At 67.5% G+C, this 17,864-nt stretch carries 11 protein-coding genes and 1 pseudogene; 2 read left to right on the top strand and 10 right to left on the bottom strand.

Annotated elements, in window-relative coordinates; all coding sequences use genetic code 11:
* Window positions 1–45 precede the first annotated feature (45 nt).
* The 4 genes and pseudogenes from ACH4EW_RS15910 to ACH4EW_RS15895 form a co-directional block, all read right to left on the bottom strand.
* Window positions 46–3,225: a type I restriction endonuclease subunit R gene (locus tag ACH4EW_RS15910; protein ID WP_398256790.1), complete on the bottom strand. Its 3,180-nt coding sequence runs from the start codon at window positions 3,223–3,225 to the stop codon at window positions 46–48.
* Complete coding sequence (locus ACH4EW_RS15905; RefSeq protein ID WP_398256788.1) at window positions 3,222–4,334, bottom strand: restriction endonuclease subunit S; 1,113 nt, start codon at window positions 4,332–4,334, stop codon at window positions 3,222–3,224. Before ACH4EW_RS15905 ends, ACH4EW_RS15910 begins: the two co-directional genes overlap by 4 nt.
* 83 nt (window positions 4,335–4,417) lie before the next feature.
* Window positions 4,418–6,532: an N-6 DNA methylase gene (locus tag ACH4EW_RS15900; protein WP_398256785.1), complete on the bottom strand. Its 2,115-nt coding sequence runs from the start codon at window positions 6,530–6,532 to the stop codon at window positions 4,418–4,420.
* Window positions 6,533–7,653: 1,121 nt separating this feature from the next.
* Window positions 7,654–8,556, bottom strand: a pseudogene (locus tag ACH4EW_RS15895) (class I SAM-dependent DNA methyltransferase); the annotation flags it as partial.
* A gap of 411 nt (window positions 8,557–8,967) precedes the next feature.
* On the opposite strand from ACH4EW_RS15895, the gene ACH4EW_RS15890 reads away from it, so the two are divergent.
* Both ACH4EW_RS15890 and ACH4EW_RS15885 read left to right on the top strand, forming a co-directional pair.
* The gene (locus tag ACH4EW_RS15890; RefSeq protein ID WP_398256782.1) at window positions 8,968–9,414 is read left to right on the top strand and encodes a hypothetical protein; all 447 of its coding nucleotides are present in this window, start codon (window positions 8,968–8,970) and stop codon (window positions 9,412–9,414) included.
* 220 nt (window positions 9,415–9,634) lie between these two features.
* Complete coding sequence (locus ACH4EW_RS15885) at window positions 9,635–10,876, top strand: hypothetical protein (RefSeq protein ID WP_398256780.1); 1,242 nt, start codon at window positions 9,635–9,637, stop codon at window positions 10,874–10,876.
* A gap of 14 nt (window positions 10,877–10,890) precedes the next feature.
* Here the strand turns inward: ACH4EW_RS15885 and ACH4EW_RS15880 are convergent, their stop codons facing one another.
* The 6 genes from ACH4EW_RS15880 to ACH4EW_RS15855 form a co-directional block, all read right to left on the bottom strand.
* The gene (locus tag ACH4EW_RS15880) at window positions 10,891–13,092 is read right to left on the bottom strand and encodes an NACHT domain-containing protein (protein ID WP_398256777.1); all 2,202 of its coding nucleotides are present in this window, start codon (window positions 13,090–13,092) and stop codon (window positions 10,891–10,893) included.
* The gene (locus tag ACH4EW_RS15875; protein WP_398256775.1) at window positions 13,089–13,514 is read right to left on the bottom strand and encodes a hypothetical protein; all 426 of its coding nucleotides are present in this window, start codon (window positions 13,512–13,514) and stop codon (window positions 13,089–13,091) included. Before ACH4EW_RS15875 ends, ACH4EW_RS15880 begins: the two co-directional genes overlap by 4 nt.
* A gap of 109 nt (window positions 13,515–13,623) precedes the next feature.
* Complete coding sequence (locus ACH4EW_RS15870; protein ID WP_398256772.1) at window positions 13,624–14,259, bottom strand: class F sortase; 636 nt, start codon at window positions 14,257–14,259, stop codon at window positions 13,624–13,626.
* Window positions 14,260–14,412: 153 nt separating this feature from the next.
* Entirely contained in the window at window positions 14,413–14,844 is a 432-nt protein-coding gene (locus tag ACH4EW_RS15865; RefSeq protein ID WP_398256770.1) for a hypothetical protein, read from the bottom strand.
* A gap of 124 nt (window positions 14,845–14,968) precedes the next feature.
* Window positions 14,969–17,113 carry a sensor histidine kinase gene (locus ACH4EW_RS15860; protein ID WP_398256767.1) on the bottom strand — a complete coding sequence of 715 codons (2,145 nt, stop codon included), beginning with the start codon at window positions 17,111–17,113 and terminating at the stop codon, window positions 14,969–14,971.
* Window positions 17,100–17,828 (bottom strand): response regulator transcription factor, encoded by a 729-nt coding sequence (locus ACH4EW_RS15855; protein ID WP_398256765.1) that lies wholly within the window; start codon window positions 17,826–17,828, stop codon window positions 17,100–17,102. Before ACH4EW_RS15855 ends, ACH4EW_RS15860 begins: the two co-directional genes overlap by 14 nt.
* Window positions 17,829–17,864 lie beyond the last annotated feature (36 nt).

Genomic DNA, 17,864 nt, shown 5'->3' with positions numbered 1-17,864 from the left:
GCGCCGCACAGGCGTAATGGCGGGACCCTCCCGTGTGTGACGGGACTACTCGTCCACGCCCTCCTCGCGGCGGATCATCCGCCACGCCGCCCGGCGCGCGCTGCGGTCCAGGCTGGACTTGAACCCCTTATCGGGCCCGAAGTACTGCCGTCCCATGCCGGCGATCGTGTCGATGTGGTCGGCCATCTTGTCGGCGAAGACCTTGTCGAAGACCTTGCCGAAGTTGTCCTCGTCGTTGACGACGGCCGCCGCGCGCACCTTCCCGTCGGCCTTGGCCTCATCGAACGGCCGCCTGACATCGTCCTCGGTGAAGTCGGTGCCGAACTTGGCGTTGAACTGCTCGATCAGCTCCGACAACAGTGACTTCTCGGCCTCCGCAGCGCCGCCCGCGCCCTCCCCGAAACCCTTGAGTTCTGCCGGGCCTTCGGCGGTGAGCGACTTGTCGTGCTCACCGGACTTCTCCACCCGCAGATGGCTGAGGTCAATCTCACCTATGTCGACGCCACCGTCGGCGCGACGCGGAAGCCGGTTGAGGAGGTAGCGGCCGTAGAGGTGCAGCCGTTCCAGCTCGGCGTCCCGGTACGGCACGATCTGCGCGAGGAACCCGTACTTGCGAACGTAGTCGTTGAGGTCGGCGCGGAAGTCCTCGGCGGTCTCCACGTCGTCGTCCTCCTCGCTCTCAAGAAGCGGCGTGAACCGGGCGACGGCGGGGGACAGCAACCGGTACAGCTCGGCGTGCAACTTCTCCCACTTGGCCTGCGAACCGGCAGCCTTCTCCTTCGCGGCGAAGTACGCGGCGGCGAACTCGTCCATCTCCGACTCGGAGATGATCGGCGCCGACATGACCCGGCTCTGCGCGGTGTAGAGCAGGTTCGGGTCGGAGGGGAGTGTCATCGCCTCCTCGAAGTACGGGCGGAACGCGTCCTGTATGTCCTGGGCGTCGTTGGCGAAGTCGAGGACCGCGAGGTCGGCCTGGGACTTGCGATCCGCGGTGCGGTTGAGCCGGGAGAGTGTCTGCACGGCGGCGATGCCGGTCAGCGTCTTGTTGACGTACATGGTCGTCAGGAGCGGCTGGTCGAAGCCGGTCTGGTACTTCTCCGCGACCACAAGGATCTTGTACTCCTGCTGCCCGCGCCCACCGGCCGCCACGGCCTTGTCGTCGGCGCGGGTGTACGCGAACGCCTTCGGCAACGCGCTCTCGGCGATCCCGCCGTTCTCCTTGGGCTCCGTGGTCTCCTCGTCGTCGATGGTGAGCGATCCGGAGAAGGCGACCAGAACGCCGAGGTCCGGGTACTTGGTGTCGTACTCCCGGTCCTTGATGTAACTCTTGATCGCCCGTGCCATCTGTACGGCGGAGTGACGCGAGGCCGTCACCACCATGGACTTGGCGCGCCCGCCGAGCCGGCCGCGAGAGTGCGCGAGGAAGTGCTCGACGATCACCGTTGCGTGCTGGGAGACGGTGTGTTCGTGAGTCAGCGCGTACCGGGCGAGCAGGCTGTTGGCCTTGGACGGGTCCACCTCGCGCTCGTCGGGATTCTGGTTCACCAGCTTCCAGTACGTGTTGTACGTGACGTAGTTGCGCAACGGATCGAGGATGAAGCCTTCCTCGATGGCCTGACGCATGGAGTATGTGTGGAAGGGGCGGTAGACGTCCTTGCCGTCGACGGTGTGTTCCGTGCCGAAGAGTTCGAGCGTCTTGGCCTTCGGAGTGGCGGTGAAGGCGAAGTAGGAGAGGTTTGCGGCCTGGGAGCGCTCCGCGGCCTTCTTCTTCAGCTTCTCGTAGACGGTGGCGGTGGTCGCGCCCTGGTCCTCGGAGTCGGAGTCCAGGCCGAGGTCACGCAGGGCGGCCTTCACGGCGGTGGACGCGTCGCCGGACTGCGAGGAGTGGGCCTCGTCGATGACGATCGCGAAGCTGGTGCCCTTTATCTCCGTCGGGTTCCGCTCGATGTAATCGATGAGTGCCGGGAACGAGTGCAGGGTGACCGTGACGATCTTGCCGGTGTCGCGTGACAGCGCGCGGGCGAGCTGCTCGCTCTTCGCCCCGTGCTTCTCGTCGACCTTCACGACCAGGCCCTCGGTCTGCGAGAAACTGCCGACGGTCTCCCGGAGTTGGGCGTCCAGATTGCGGCGGTCGGTGATGACGATGACCTTGTCGAAGACAGGTGCGCCAGGCTTGAGACGGCCCTTCTTCACGGCTTCCGGGTCGAGTACGCGCGGATCGGTGTCGGCGTGGAGGTCACTGAGGCGGTGGGCAAGCCAGCCGATCGTGTTCGACTTCCCGGAACCGGCCGATGCCATGACGAGGTAGTTCTGGCCGACGCCGTAGGTTGCAGCGTGCGCGGTCAGCTTCTTCACGACGTCCCACTGGTGGAAGCGCGGGAAGATCGTCGACTTGGTGGTGCCACCGCCGGGCGTCTTCGACTTCTGCTGGTGCACATAGCGCTGGAGCAGGTCGAGCCAGTTGTCCCGTGCCCAGACCTGTTCCCACAGGTAGGAGGTGGCGTACGTGCCGTACGCGGCTGGGGCGGGGTTGCCCGCGCCGCCAGGCAGGCCGGCGCCGTTGGAGCCGGTGTTGAAGGGGAGGAAACGGGTGTTCTTGCCCCGGAGCTGGGTCGCCACGAAAACGAGGTCCGGGTCCACAGCAAAGTTCGCGATGACGCGGCGGGTGAAGATCAGCTCGGTGGCGTCGCGCTTGGTGCGGTACTGCTCCTTGGCCTGCTCGACGCCCTGCCGGGTGAGCGGGTTCTTCAATTCGGCGGTGGCGACCGGGATTCCGTTGAGGAACAGGGTCAGATCGAGTTCGTTGCCCCAGTCGGCCTGCTTGGTGGCGTAACGGAGTTCGCGTACGACGGTGAGGCGATTGGCGCGGTAGCCGTCCAGGACGGAGTCGTCGGCAACCAGATTCGGCTTGAAGTAGGCCACGCGGAGGCGAACGCCCCGGTCCTTGACTCCGTTACGGAGGATGTTGAGCAGGCCTTCCTCGCTGATCGCCTTGTCCAGGCGCCGGGCGAAGCCGTGCTGGGCCGCGTTGACGTCCTTGCCGTAGACGGCGAGCAGTTCGTTCCACTCGTTGATCTGAGTCTTGCCGAGAAAGGTGAACAGCTCGTTGGTGTCCAGCCCAAGGTCGGCCTGGTAGTCCTCGGGCTGCGCTTCGCGCCAGCCGCGCTCGGTCATCGCGGCGACGATGGCGTCCCCGAAGGCGGACTCGTTGTGGATGGGGCTCATGGATGCACTCCGTCCGTTACGTTGCGGCCGCTGGCGGTGGAGACGTCGAATTGGCCGGTTACGGCGGCGGTGATGAGGGCTTGGCGGCGTTCGGCCAAAGTGGCCACCTGGCGGTCACAGGCATGTATGGCAGCCTTCGTGCGATGCCAACTCTCGCGGTGCTCTTTCGCTATTTGCCGTTGCTTTGCCAGCGACGGAATGGGAAGCAGCGCCGACTTAACGATTTCGAGATTGATCATCGATCGAGTCGACCCTCTACCCTCGATCGCGCTAGCGCCGAGTGGCGAAGAGAGCAAGAGGGAAATGAACTCGGCGTCAGCTGAGCTTGCTTCTAGGCGAGCCCGGAAACATTTCCCTTTTACGATGGTGGGGCCTAGATCAGGTGCCACACATGCGCGTCCAGCATGGTTTCGAGCATCACCTAGCCCGGCAATGATCACATCCCCTGGCTGCACGTTGTGGTGGCGAAATCTTCTGTAGAGAGACATTGGAATCCTCGCCTGATCTTTCTGGCGGTACTCGGAAAAACCGATGTTTCCTAGTCGCACTACAGCGGCGCCATCATCGACGTAATCCTCACTGGAAAAAGAACTACCGAAGGGGCCGTCAACAATAGATTCAATCACTCTGCGCAGTGGGGTCGCATCGGCTTGTGTGTCATCCAGCGCTGCCTGAAAGTGTGACCATCTGCGGGTTGTGAGCAGTTCTTGCTGGCGCGTGCGCAGGCGACTGAGTTCGTCGATGCGGGCAGTCTCGGCATCGAGGAAGTCGGCGATGCGGCGCTGCTCGTCCAGCGGAGGGCAGGGTACTTCGATCTGTTTGAGATCGTCCTGCGTCAACTTATCCCTGGTGGCTCCAGTGATGTAGTTGGCGTAGTCGACGGCATTGAGGGCGTAGGTCAAGAATTGCCCATTACTTGCAGTTGGGCGCAGCGCGTGGATGTGGTTGTTGACCCAAGTGGGTCCTTCAACGAAGTAGGCAACGTCCTTGCCTGGCGTGAAGAACGGGGCCCCATCTTCACCGAGAAGAACGAGGGGTTCGTTGAAGATTGCGGAGTCAACAGAATCCAGAACACCGCCAGCACCCCAGTAGGGTACATCGCCGGGCATAACCGATCGCTGCTCTCGATTGAGGGGAACCCTCCGACCGTCAAGGCATACGGCGAGGCGTCGGAGAGCGATTATGGGCCAGGTCATTCCGTCACCTCACCCAGCAGCGCCTGAATCTCTGCCTCAAGCGCCTTCAACTCCGCGTCGATCTCCGCCAACGGCCGCGGCGGCTCATACACATAGAAGTGCCGCGTGAACGGGACCTCGTATCCCACCTTCGTCTTGCTGTGGTCGATCCACGTGTCCGGCACGTGCGGGTGCACCTCCCGCTTCAGGTACTCCTCCACGTCCTCACCCAGCGGCACGTTCTCGTAGTCCCGCAGCTCCGTGTCCGGCTCCGACTCGCCCTTGATCGTCTGGACCTCGCCCTCCGGGTCCCGCACACCCACCGTGTCCCGCAGCGCCTTCGTGAACGGTGCCCCAGTCGGGCCCTGCACGCCGGCTTCCGCCATCGCGTCCCGCACCGACACCTGCGCCTCGGACTTGGTCGCCCAAGTCGTTCCCGTCAGCGGGCTCAGCGCGTCCGCGAGCAGCTTCGTCTCAATCGCCGCCAGCTCCCGGAACTGCGATTCCTCCTCGTCCGTCAGCTTGCGACGCGCCTTGGCCTTCGCAGCCAGCTCCGGCTCGCGCGGCAGGAACCGCTCCTCCGCCCACTTCTGCACCGGCTTTGAAGCGATCAGAGCCCCCAGCGTCTCCTCCGTCAGCTCGAAGCGCAGCTTCAACGGCCGCTCCACGGTGATCCGCTGGTAGCCGAACGCCGAGTTGTCGAAGACCTTCACCTTGCCGTGCAGCGGGTGTTCCGCGTCCGCCGCAGCCGCCACCGCGTCCCCGTACAAGCGGGTGATGTCGGCGATGTGGTTCGGCTTGCCACCCGTCCCGTCGCCCAGCTCCTTGCGCTTGTCGCCCAGCGACTTGCGCATCTTCACCCACTGGTCGCGCGCGTCCAGCAACACGACCTTGCCCTTGTGCTGAGCATCCTTCCGGTTGGTCAGGATCCAGAAGTAAGTAGAGATACCCGTGTTGTAGAAGAGCTGGTCCGGCAGTGCGACGATCGCCTCCAGCCAGTCGTTCTCCATGATCCAGCGGCGGATCTCCGACTCACCCGAGCCGGCCGCGCCCGTGAACAGCGGCGAACCGTTGAAGACGATCGCGATACGCGAGCCGCCCCCGCCATTCACATCCACCGGCTTCATCTTCGAGATCATGTGCTGGAGGAAGAGGAGCGAGCCGTCGTTGATGCGGGGCAGGCCCGCGCCGAAGCGGCCGGAGTCGCCGAGGTTCTTGTACTCGTACTCGACGTCCTCCTTGACCTTCTTCCACTCCACACCGAACGGCGGGTTCGCCAGCAGGTAGTCGAACTTCTCCCGCGCGTGACCGTCGTCCGAGAAGGAGTTGCCGAAGGCGATGTTCTCCGGGTCCTGCTCCTTGATCATCAGGTCGGACCGGCAGATCGCCCAGGATTCCGGGTTGAGCTCCTGCCCATACACCTTCACCGTGGCGTCCGGGTTCAGCGCCATGATGTGTTCCTCGGCCGCGCTGAGCATGCCACCTGTGCCGCAGGCCGGGTCCATGACCGTACGCACGACGCCAGGCACGCTCAGCGCGTCGCCGTCCGGGGCGATCAGCAGGTTCACCATCAGCTTGATGACTTCGCGCGGGGTGAAGTGCTCACCCGCGGTCTCGTTCGACTGCTCGGAGAAGCGACGGATCAGCTCCTCGAAGATGTAGCCCATGTTGTGGTTGGGCACGACCTCGGGGCGCAGGTCCAGGTCGGTGAACTTGCCCATGACCTGGTAGAGCAGGTTCGCGCTGTCGAGCTTCCTGACCTGCTGATTGAACTCGTACTTCTCCAGGACCTCGCGGGCGTTGTCCGAGAAGGAACCGACATACCGCTGAAGGTTCGCCGCCGCGCCCTGCGGGTCGCCGACGATCTTCTTCAGGGTGAGGTCGCTCTTGTTGTAGAACGAGTGGCCCGATGCCCGGCGCAGGAAGTGGTCCGTGTCGATCTCCTGGCCATCGAACCGGGCCGCTGTCTCGGCGACCTTCTCGCGCGTCGGCTCCAGGACGCACTCCAGGCGGCGCAGCACCGTGAACGGAAGGATGACCTTTCCGTAATCCGACTGCTTGTAATCGCCGCGCAGAAGGTCGGCGACGGACCAGGCGTGGTTCGCCAGCTCCGTGTGCTTGCTGCTGTTCAAGGGATTCCCCGGATTTCTTTCGGACCCGCCCACCCCAACCGGAGCGGGTTCGGACAAGTGTGATGGGTGCGTGAAGGCCGTGGTGTCGTTCAGGCCGAATCGACAGAGGCATGAGCGGACGACGACGGGACCAGCCCGCCTCCCGTCAGCCCGCCCGCCAGTAGCCTCGCCGTCTGCTCGGCCAGCTCCGTCGCGCGCCGCGCCTCCGCCCTCAGCTCGTGGACGCGGCGGAACGCCTCCCCGTAACGGCGCTGCTCCTCCAACGGCAGCAGCGGTACGCGCAGCCGCCCCGGGCTGACGTGCAGGACCGTGCTGCCCGTCGACGCTCCGGCGATGTTCTCCTCCGCGCCCAGGAAGCCCGCGAGGAACCACGGGTCGAGCCGCGCGGGGTCGGGCCGGAAGAGGTGCACTTGCGGGCCGAGTAGTGCCCCCTCGTCCGGCTCGCCCGCCACCCGGACCATCGGCCCGCTGCCGCCCGCGACCGACCGTACGAGCACATCGCCCGCAGTGATCACCGGGGCGGAGTCCGCGCGCAGCTCGGACGGGTCACCGGTCGGGCCGGTGCCGCGCGCGATGTCCGCGCCCGTCAGGACGGCGGCGGCCATCGGCGCAGCGGTCACGCCTTGCGGGGCCTTCGGCTCCTTCGCCTCGGGCGCCGTACGCAGCAGCGTGAGCGCGCCGCCCCGTGCCAGGTCGGACGCCGTTGCGGTACGCCACTCGCGTACCGCCGACCCAGCCGCCTGCCAGTCGGTGTGGCCCGCCGCCCTGCCCAAGGACTTGGCGGAGGCGATGAGACGCCGGCGGCTGTCGTCCGCCTCCCGTGCGAGCTCCGCGGGTTCGATGTCAGTGCGGGAGACGCGCACGTACCGGGCGGGGGAGAGGTCGACAACGTCGCCGATGAGGTCGACCACCGGGACTGCGCGCGCGGTGCCGGGCTCGGCGGTGAACTCGTCCGGGGCGTCCGCGAAGGCTGCCCACGCGGTGAGCACCCGGTCCGTAAGCGCCGGCCAGTCCAAGGAAGCGCGGCTGCCGCCCCGCGTGCCCGAGCGGGGCCCGCCTCCGCGAGAACCAGCTGTGGCGGTGTTCCCGGGCCGCCCCGGCCCCGGCGCCTCGGACGTGTCGACGAACAGCACGGACTTCCGCTCCGGGCCGCTCGGCTCGGGCCGTTGCAGGACCCAGATCTGGAGCCCCACGTGCAGCGGAGCCGCCGCCCCGGCCGGCAGGGCGATGACTGCCCGCAGGGCCCCGCTGCGTACAAACTCCATCCGTACGCGGCGCCCTGAGGCACGCGATGCGGTGGCCGGCGGAAGGATCAGGACGGCGTAGCCGCCCGGCAGCAGGTGTGCGAGCGCATGCTGGACCCAGGCCAGCTCGGACTCGGCGCGCGGCGGCACACCGTAGGCCCAGCGCGGGTCGTAAGCCAGCTCGTCGTGGCCCCAGTCCCGGTCGCCGTAGGGCGGATTGCACAGTACGGCGTCGGCGGCGAGCTGCGGGAACGCGTCGGAGCGCAGGCTGTCGCCCGTGCGTACCGCGACCGCCGCATCCGGTGCGGCCAGCATCAGGCTCACCGCGCTCCGCTGGGCCTGCACCGGAACGCTGTCCTGGCCGTACAACTCCGTCGCGCCGCGCCGAGCGGCCGCCGCGAGCAGTGTGCCGCTGCCGCAGGCCGGGTCGAGTACGCGGGTGATCGGGCCGGGGACGAGCCGGGCCACGAGATCCGTGAGCGGGACGGGGGTCTGGTAGGTGCCACTTGCAGCGCTCTCCTCCAGCTCCCGTTCGGCCAGCACGCTCAGCGTGGCCTCGCCGCCCTCGTCGCGTACGCACAGGACCAGCGCCCGCAGCGTCGCGGCGTCACCGCCCGAGGCGTGGATGGACTCCGTTGCCGGGGCCGTGTCCGCGAGATGTGCAGCCGCGTCGTCCGCGTGGGCGACGAGATCGGCGTCCGGCAGCTCGGCCAGCGCGGTCAGCTCGTGCGGCGTGCGACGGGCGGCGGCGAGGACGAGAGGGAGGAGCCGGCCGGCCATGCGGCTGCCCTGCGGGCGCAGGCGCAACGCGGTGCGCAGCTCCTCCAGCGAGCTGACCGCCGCCGTGTGGCCTCGTGCGTCCAGCCAGGCCCGTACATCCAGCAGGTTGTACAGAGGGCTGCTCTCGTTGCCCCCGGACGGGGCCGGGAAGTCGTCGTGCCGACGGCGCCAGTTGCTGACGGTGGCGCGCGTGACCCCCGCGATGCGTGAGATCTCGGCGGCTGTCACCTGTGCGGATGGCTGGGGCATGACGGGAGTCCTGGGCCTCTCGATAGTGAGCTGTTAACAACCTACACCGGACGTCAAATCCGTCAAGGTGTTTGACAGTGCTTTCATGGTGATGCTTATCTAGCGTTGCTTCCGGGTGGACGTGCTCGGCGGGCAACTCATCGATCCCAGGGGGGAACAGCCATGCGCATCACCATGCCGACCGCCGTTGTCGAGGGCACCCAGCTCACCGTCTTGCCGTTCCGTGCGGACGCCGTGATCGGGACCATGTCCGTGCCGACGCTCGTCCAGCTCGTACCGTCGCCCCGCCGCGAGGAAGACGCGAAGACGCTCAAGGCCGCGTCCGGTGCCGTACGACGCCACGCCGAACTGCGGTCGCTGGTGCAGCGGGCGCTGAAGTCCACGCAGAAGGGGAAGAACGTCGGCTCGTACGCCGAGTACATCGCGGACGGCGTGAAGGGTGAGCTGGGTGCGGGTTGGTCCACCCCGCCGATCACCTTCTGGCACGCCGGACCGCTCGCCGCGCTCAGCGACGAGCTGCTGCCCGGCACCGGGCTGCGGACCCTGACCATCACACCCGGCGCCGGGTGCTGCCCCCCCGCCATAGTCCTCTCTTCTGCCGGCAACTGATCGGCTATCCCTGCGAATATGGGAATGACCTGCCTTAATATCAGGACGTTCACCAGGAGTTGGCCCTCTGTGGTGAACCCGGTACGACAGTTCGGACCTGGGGGAGAGCTGCGCCGATGACTACGAATTCCACGTCCGCTGCTGACGTGCTCCGTCACGCCCGCCCGCGTCACGCCCCGAACTACCCCTCATTTGGGAAGAGCCACGTATGGAGCCGACCATGGACAACGAGATTCAGCTGATCAGTGACGGCGATGGCCTGGCGGTCATCGGGAATCCAACGGCGGTCGAACGCTTCCTCATCTCTGAAGGACTGCCGTCGAAGGACCTCGGACTGCAACGGCTCCGAGCCGCCCTCGGCAACGCGGCTGGAGTCGCACAGGCAGGTTCCGAGATTGCCGCCAACTCAGGTCGCTGGGTGAAGCTGACCAAGGAGTCCGCGCAGCTTGTCAACAAGTACGGGCTGAGGGAAAGTTCCAAGACGGGTCTCAGCTCAGGTGTGCTGAAGGGGAACAAGGGCCAGATCAGGGGATTCGTCGAATTCGTGAAGGCGCCCGGATCGCTTCTGACCAACCCGGCGCTTCTGGCTGGTGCCGCGGGGATCATGGCACAGCTCGCGATGCAGCAGACCATGGACGAGATCACCGACTATCTCGCCACGATCGACGAGAAGGTCGACGACGTGCTCCGCGCCCAGAAGGACGCTGTGTTGGCGGACATGATCGGAGTAGACCTCGTGATCGAGGAGGCCATGACCATCCGAGAGCAGGTGGGCCGGGTCTCCGAGGTCACGTGGTCGAAGGTGCAGGCCACGTCGGTGACGCTCGCGCGAACCCAGGCGTACGCGTTGCGTCAACTCGACGCACTCGCGGAGAAGGTGGAGCGCAAGACCAAGATCGGTGATCTCGCCAAGACGTCCAAGGAAGCCGAGTCCAAGGCTCAGGAGTGGCTCGCTGTTCTGGCTCGTTGCTTCCAACTGCAGGACGCGATCGCCGTGCTCGAACTCGACCGAGTGCTGGACACGGCTCCGGACGAGCTGGACCGGCATCGCCTCGGGCTTCGGGCTGCCCGACAGAACCGGCTGGATCTCATCTCACGGAGCACCGAGCGTCTGATGGCCCGCATGAATGCGGCTGCCGGCACGGCCAACACGAAAGTGCTGTTGCACCCGACCGCGTCCCGGGATGTGGTGCATTCGAGCAACCATGTCGAGAACACCGTCGTTGACTTCCACGGGCGGCTCGGGATCGAGCGCGGTCGGCAGTCATTGGAGGCGAGACGATGGGTGGACGCGGCCGGGGAGGTGAGGGACAAGGTGCTCAAGACAGGGGCAGAGAGCGTCGATGCCGCCCGGCGCCTCGGTAACGAGAACCTCGACCGGGCCAGATCGGCGGCGGGCAAGCTCTCCAGCGGGATTGCCGAGCGAGCGCTCCGTCGGCGCGGGGACGACGAGGAAGGCTGAGAGAGCGGCGACCGTCAGCGACCACCTGCTGTCGACCGTTCGTGTTGTTCGTAGACCTCGGCCAGGCGATCCCGGAGCCGCGCGTGGCGGAACTGGTAGACCGCGCCGGCCTGACGCAGCACGCCTCGCTCGTGGGCGTCGTCCAGGAAGGCGTTCACCGCCCACGGCAGCCGCCCCGTCAGGGGGAGCCAGACGCGGACCAGGACCACCCACCGGCCCCAAGCGGTCATCGTGCCGACCCCGAACGCGACCGTGAGCCCGCCCATGAGGCCGTTCATGAGCCCGAGCACGACCCCGTTGACGAGCGCGACGACGGTCCCGTACCCGAGTCCGAGCACCAGCCCGACCGCGAGTACTTGGGCGAGCACGGTCGTGCGGTTCGTGTGCAACAGGTCCGACGGGCTGACCGAGGATTCCGGCTCGATGAGAGCCTCGAGCCCGGCCGTGAGCGCGAGTATGAGCCCGACCGCCAGTCCGAGCGCGGCCCCGGCCACGAGCCAGTTCCCGAACACCAAGGCGCCCACAGTCCAGGGGTACCCCAGGAGACCCGCATAGACCACCATTCCGATCCCGAACACGACCCCGAAGACCAGCCCGCCCGCGATTCCGCCCCAAAGCCTGGGGAGGAAACTCTCCTTCACTCTCTTCGTCCCGCCGCGGATCCGGATGTGCATGCGCGACGGTTCGAATGCGCCGCCTGCCTTGATTCCTGACCCGAATCCGTGCATGAGCCCGAAGGCCAGCCCGATCCCCAGCGTGTTCAGAAGCACGTTGACGACTGTTTCCCCGGGCAGGCTCGTGACCCCGGAGACGTGTCCGAGCGTGGTCCGTGACATGAGCCAGATCGCGACCCCGGACACGAGCCCGGTCGTGACCCCGGACACGAGCCCGATCGTGACGCCGGACACGAGCATGCGCGAAGAGAGACTCATGGCGGTTCCCAGCCTCCACCACTCGATGTCATGTGTCCTGAGCTCTCTCAGGTGCGTGGCGAGGAAGCCGAGCCAGTGCCGGGCGCGTTCGGGGTCCCAGCTCCGTCGTTTCGCGCCGGGTGGGTTGGGGAGGAAACGGTCGTAGGCGCTGGGGATGAAGTTGTCCAGGAGATGGTCTTCAAGAGCTCCTCGGGTGCTGAACCGCTTGATGTCCAGGAGCAGCTCCGACGGATCGCCGTCGGTTTCGTAGACGGTGCGGGCCAGCGCGAGCATCAGGGGGGTGGTCAGCACGGCGGCGAGACGGGCGCAGGCCGGTTCGTCGGGATGGCGGCGCAACTCCCCCAGAACGTACTCCCACCCAGTCGGGGTGGTGGTGTCCATGTCGCCGGAGAGGGACATACTGGTCTCGGGCAGTAGGTAGTTGACGGCGTCGCCGAGGGTGAGGTCGGTCAGCTCGATACCGGTGGAGGGCCTCGTGTTCACTGTCACGATGGCTCTCAGTTCGTCGTGGCGACTCGTGACCAGCAGCGGCACGGTGGCGGACCTGAGCGATCTCAGCGCGGCTTTGCGCAGGTCGTTGGCGACCTCGTCGAATCCGTCCAGGATCGGCAGGATGTGGCCGGCACCGACCAGCCCGGTGGCCCACGTCGATCCGTCCGGTCCGGTCCCGGCCAGAAAGGGGTGGTCCCGCTCCAGCCGGTCGATCAGCCAGTCACGCAGTGGAGTGGCAGTGGGATTCCATGATCCGAGGCTGAAGACCACCGGTACCGGCGCTTCGCCGGACGGAGTGCGTCCTTGTAGCCGGGCCAGTGCGAAACGTCGGATCAGGATGCTCTTTCCCGCACCCGCCCGGCCCAGCACCATCAGCATGCCGGGCTTTGTGCCCTGGTAGAAAGCCGCGATCTCATCCAGCTGACCGGTCAGGTCCAGCGGGAGAACGTCCGTCTCCTCGGCCGAGACACCGAGGATGCCGCCCTTGTGACCGGTCAACGTCGAAGGCGCCGGCCGAACACGCACAGGAAGCGGGTGCGGATCCCATAGCCGCTGCTGCTCCTCCTCGTACTTCAGGATGCGGCTGACCCTGAGCGCGAGCTGATTGGCCTTCCCTGCCAGTGTGTTCTCGGCGGGGGGCGCTACGGAAACGTTGAGCACGTTGGTCGTGTTGTCGCCGGTGGAAATGATCCCGGAGTTGTTTCCGCCCACGTTCACCGAACGGTCGCCGCCCGACTGACCGGGCTTGTGCGCCGCGGGGTCCGGCTCCCGCGGACCGGGCACAAAGCTCACGGGTGCAGGGTGTTCTTCGCGCCATCGCCGGTGGAAATGATCCCGGAGTTGTTTCCGCCGACGGCGACGCCGCGCTCGCCGACGGCCTGGACGGCAGGACGCTCCGGCAGCAGCGCCGACAGCTCATCGGCAAGCCCCGGAGCGCTGCTGAGCAGATCCCGCAGCGCGATCCTCAACTCCGCTTGCCGCAAGGCGCGCATGTCCTGGTCCGCGCCCACGTCCGCCAGGCCGACGACGGTGGCTCGAACGGGGTCGGCGTCGGCGCCGCGGTTCAGGATCCTGGCGAGAAGCCGCTGTCCCAGCCGTACGGTCGCCTCTGCGCTCTCTCGCTGGGCACTGGTCAGCACACCCACGCCGTAGGCGGCCACGGCCGCTTCGGCTGCCGGCACGATCTGGTTGAGCAGCGCATCGAGCTCGAACACAGGCGTTCCCCCCTGTCACGCAGGCGAATTGAGGTTTCATGCTAGCCACCCAGGCACCTTCGGTCAGCGGTTTGCCGACGAAATTGATCCCAGGCGGTCGCGGTCGCCGTCAGCTCCGGGCGGCGTACACGATGAGGTTGTCCACGGGGTGGCCCTGCGCGTCGAAGGAGCCGTCGCAGGTGATGAGCCGCAGGACGCGCTCGTTGGTGGCGCCGTAGACCCTCTTGGTCGGGAAGGCCTTCTTGCTGACGGTCTCCGTGCCGGTGACCCTGAAGTGGAGCTCCGCTCCACGGTCGTTGCGGATCGCGATGTCCGCGCCCTTGCCGATCTTCTTCAGATCATGGAAGACGGCCCTTCCGAAGCGGGTGTCGTTGTGCCCGATGAGGACCGCGGCGCCACGCTCGCCGGGAACGGCGCCACCGGTGTACCAGCCGGCCGTCATGCCCTTCTCGGCGGGCGGGACCTGCACCGTGCCGTCCTCGTTCAGACCGAGCCGCATCAGCGAGCTGTTCACCCCGATCGAAGGGATGCTGACATGGGTGGGGCTCGCCGCGGACTTCGGTTTCCCGGACGTCTCGCGCTTCTCCGTCCCCTTGGACCCCGTGTCCTTCGGTGAGTTGTGAGAGCCGGGGGCGCTGGATGAACTCGCGTCGGTGTGTGACGCGTCGGAGGAGCAGCCGGTGAGGGCCAGACAGGCGAGCACCGGAAGTGCGGCGCGCCAGAGCGACGGAGGCGTACGGGACATGGGGGCTCCAGAACGGGACGGAGATGGGCAGTGGCGCCGCCCGGTACGGGGCGGCGCCACGAAGGAAGGTCAACAGCCGTGCGCGGTCAGTCGCCGTGCGCGGTCAATTGCCGTGCATGTCAGTTGTCGTGACGTGACTGACGCGTCGACAGTTCAGCGGCCCTGCTGTGCGGCGGAGCGGCGGCGCAGCACGAACGTTCCCGCTCCCGCGACCAGAAGGGCCGCTGTGGCCGACCCGGCAAGGGCGGTGGTGCTGTCGCCCGAGGTCCCGGCCGGTCGCTCGCCCGCGGCCACGCCACCGCGCGGAGCGGCGGCAGCGGAACGCTCGGCCAGGTTCAGGCGTTTGCCCTTGACCCCGGCGGGACCGTCGCCCGCGGCGACAACGCCGATGGGTACAACCGACGGCTTCGCGCCCGGCGTGGGCGGGGTGGCGGAATCGGACCGGCCGGCTGCGGCGGACCGTTCGACGGACGGCGCCTTAGGCGCGGGCGTGCTGTCGGCGAAGGCCGCGGTGGACGGGACGAGTACCGCGCCGACCGCGACAGCGGCAAGGACGGCGGTACGCAGGGACAAGCGGTGGGGCATGGGCATGGCTCCATTCCAGGTCGGCCTCGGTGGTGCCCGGTAGCCGGTTCGCACCGGGCACAAGGCATGCCGACAGGCTGGCGTGAAGTTATGAAGAAGATGTCAGATCGCTGTGGTCATGGCGTCAGGTCTGGCCCGCACCGCTCCCACGGTCGCCCGCGGCACGCCCGGGCCCGCCCGCGACGCTCCCGCAGTCGCCTGACGCGCTCCACGGCACGCCCGCCGAGGCCCCTCCGGACTCGTCCGACCCACCAGCCTCTCCCCGCTCACCCGACCCCGTCCGAGCAGGGGCCGCAGGCAGCCGGAGCGTGAACACCGAACCCTGCCCCTCGACGCTCACCGCACTCACCGAGCCGCTGTGCGCCTCGACGAGTTTCCGTACGATCGCCAGACCCAGCCCGCTGCCGCCGGTGCGGCGGTTGCGGGACTTCTCGGCGCGCCAGAAGCGGTCGAAGACATGCGGCAGATCAGCGGCCGAGATGCCGCTGCCGGTATCGGTGACGTCCACGACGACTTCGCCCACCACCATGTCGCCCGCCACCATGTCGTCCGCCGTCACGTCGTCCGCCGCGCACTCGGAGCCGTACGCCTGCAATGTGACCTTTCCATCCTCCGGGGTGTGACGCACCGCGTTGGAGACCAGGTTGCCGATGGCCTGACGCAGCCGGACCGGGTCGGCCGTCAGCTCGGGAAGGGGAGTGCCGGCCGTCTTCTCGACGACGGTCAACGAGACTCCCGCTGTCTCCGCCCGTGCCTGGTGGGCCGCGGCGACCTGGCCCAGGACGTCCTCGATGCGTATCGGCTCGGGGTGCAGCCGCAACGCGCCCGCGTCGGCCGCGGCCAGATCCTGGAGATCGTCGATGATGTGCTGCAGCTGAACGGCCTCCGTGTGGAGCGAGGAGATGAACGCCGGGTCGGGCTCCGCCAGACCGTCCTGTGCCGCCTCCAGCCAGCCGCGGATATTGCTCAGCGGGGTACGCAGTTCATGGGCGACGTCACTGACCATGTCCTTGCGCTGTCCTTCGAGGCGGGCACGGTGGGCCGACATATCGTTGAAGGCCGCGGCGAGCCGCCCGATCTCGTTGTCGTCGGTGACCAGCACGGGCGCGGAGTCCTCCCCGTCCCGCATCCGTTGTGCCGCACCGGTGAGGGCGTGCAGCGGACGTACGAGCCGGGCCCCGGCCAGCATGGTGGCTCCGACGGTGAGCGCCAGCACGAGCGCCGCGGCGCCCGCGATCTTCGCAGTGTTCGCCGGGGAGAGGTCGAAGCCGGGAACGGTCGTGCCGCCCTCGTCGCCGATGAACAGCAGTGCGGGTGAGGCGACATAGGAACTGAGCTGCTCTCGGCGGGCCGTGTCCACGCAGGAGGCGGTGGCCCGGTCGTCGTCGCTGGTGCGGACGCTCGGTTCGGCGACGGGGATGCGTATGGGTGCGGCTGTCGGGGCGTTGGCGCGGGTGCCCGCCCCCGTCTCGGAACCGTCGCCCCAGGACAGGTCCAGATTGAGCTGTACGCCCGTGCGGTCCTGACGTTTCAGGCAGGCATTGGCGAGCTGATTGAGCGCCTTGAGGGCCTTTCGCTCGGTCGCTGTCGGTTCGTCCAACTTGTCGGACGCGCACCTGATGGCCTGCACCCGGTCGGGATCGTTGCCCACGACCTCTATGCGCGAGCGCCCACTCGGCCCCTGGACCACATCCGCCGCGACGCCGGTCCGGCTCAGGCACGCCACACTGTGCTCGGCGGCACGTTGCAACGCCGTACGTTCAGCCGCGGGCAGCCGGAACGGCCCGACCGCGCGCGGGTCGACACGGTCGGCCGTGACACCGGCCCGGCCCAACGTCTGGGACAGGGCCGTGTCCACGGACAACGGATCGACGATCGCCGATGCCTGGGGCGGCAGAGCGGGCGGCGACGTCCGGCCGGCGGAATCGGCGAGAGGCCGGCGCTGCTCGGTGGTGAGCGCGATCCGCCGGCCGGACTGCCGCGCCAGCTCACGCACGGTGCGATCGACGCCGTCCCAGGTGGGGTGGGCCGCCGCATATCCGAGCAGGGTGTTGTAGATCCGGGCGTCGGCGGTGAGATTCTGCCCCTGCTCCTGCTTGATGGCGCCGGAGGTGGTCTGTACGGCAAGCCAGGCCGTGGCGGCCACCGAACACGCCGCCACCAGCGCCGACACCGCCAGCAGACGGCCGAACAGACTCTTGCGGAGCGGCAGCCGCGCCGGCTTCCCACGACGAAGGGAAATGCCACGCAACCGGCTACGACGACGCACGCGAAGCCCTCTTCGCCGGATCCGTCAGCTTGTAGCCGACGCCGAAAACGGTGAGCAGCCGGGCCGGCCGACGCGGTGCGGACTCGATCTTCTTCCGCAGGTTCATGATGTGCACATCGACGGTGCGAAAGCTGATGTACCGGTCGAAGCCATGCAACTCCTCCAGGAGCCGCTGCCGTGCGAAGACCCGCTCGGGCTCGGCCGCCATGGCGGCGAGAATCCGGAACTCACCGGGCGTGCACTCCACGAACCGGCCTTCGACCGACACCTCGTGCCGGATCGGGTCGACCATGAGCGCACCCACCGTCAGTACCGGGTCCGCAGCGGACTCGGCACCTGCCGCAAGCCGCCGGGTGCGCCGCAGCAGGGTCCGTACGCGCGCCATCAGCTCACGCGGGCTGTACGGCTTCGTCATGTAGTCGTCCGCACCGAGGTCCAGACCCAGCAGCAGATCGTCCTCGGTGCTGCGGGCCGTCAGCATCAGCACCGGCAGTTCCCGGTGTTCGGCGCGCAGCACACGTACCACGTCCAGACCGTCGGCCCGTGGCATCATCACGTCGAGCACCAGCAGATCGGGCTCCCGGTGCCGGACCTCGGCGAGGGCCGCCAGGCCGTCCCCGACTACCCTGACCGCATGGCCTTCGTGTTCCAGATAGCGGCGTACGAGTTCGGCCTGCTTCTCGTCGTCTTCGGCGACTATGACGTTTGCGCACACGCGGATGATCGTAGATGAGCTCACGGAGACTCCTCG

The sequence above is a fragment of the Streptomyces sp. NPDC018000 genome (assembly GCF_044328025.1).
Lineage (GTDB): Bacteria > Actinomycetota > Actinomycetes > Streptomycetales > Streptomycetaceae > Streptomyces.
This window is presented reverse-complemented; position numbering and strand designations above follow the sequence as displayed.